Source organism: Halorubrum sp. SP3 (assembly GCF_005435195.1).
GTDB lineage: Archaea > Halobacteriota > Halobacteria > Halobacteriales > Haloferacaceae > Halorubrum > Halorubrum sodomense.
Genome location: NZ_SGTU01000282.1, coordinates 1 through 541 on the forward strand (window position 1 = coordinate 1; position 541 = coordinate 541).

A 541-nucleotide genomic window follows, 5' to 3' on the forward strand; every position below is an offset into this window, starting at 1 on the left:
TACAGACAGTTGTTCGCGATGACCCGTGGTGTGCCTGCTGACTCGGGTGTGAGATCATACTGCTGGCTATCTGCGTTGACAGCACGGAGCACAACCCCACTTTTCCCATCGGGTTCGAACCATACGCGAGCGTCAGTTACATCCGTCACCAAGGAGAGAACGTCAACGAGTTTGTCACGATTCGTAGAGAACGTTAATTCGTCTTCGATAGTTTCGTCACTAATCGCTTGTTTTAGTGCGTCTCCGAGTGTGAAATCATCAAGGATCTGCTCAACAAGTGGTCGCCCACTTGTCGCGTCCGCGTCTACGGTAACACTATCGAAAACGGGCTGATTGTCCGCGAACGTTTTAGAAATATACCGAAGGATGTCTGTCGGTGTTGCTTTCTTAAACGAAACGCCAGCATCAATCACCGAAAGAAAGTCCTTCGGATCGTGGATGCGGAACCGAGCACGATTCGTCCCTTCGGTCGAGCCGACGGCGGCGGTGTACCCACGGAACAACACGGCGCGTTCGCCAGTAGGTTCACCGTTGTCGTCTA

The 541-nt window shown here is 52.5% G+C and carries 1 protein-coding gene; it reads right to left on the reverse strand.

The genetic code is table 11. The features are described 5' to 3' along the window. The coding region (locus tag EXE42_RS18905) for a hypothetical protein (RefSeq protein ID WP_158293765.1) at nucleotides 1–541 on the reverse strand (541 nt) is incomplete at both ends.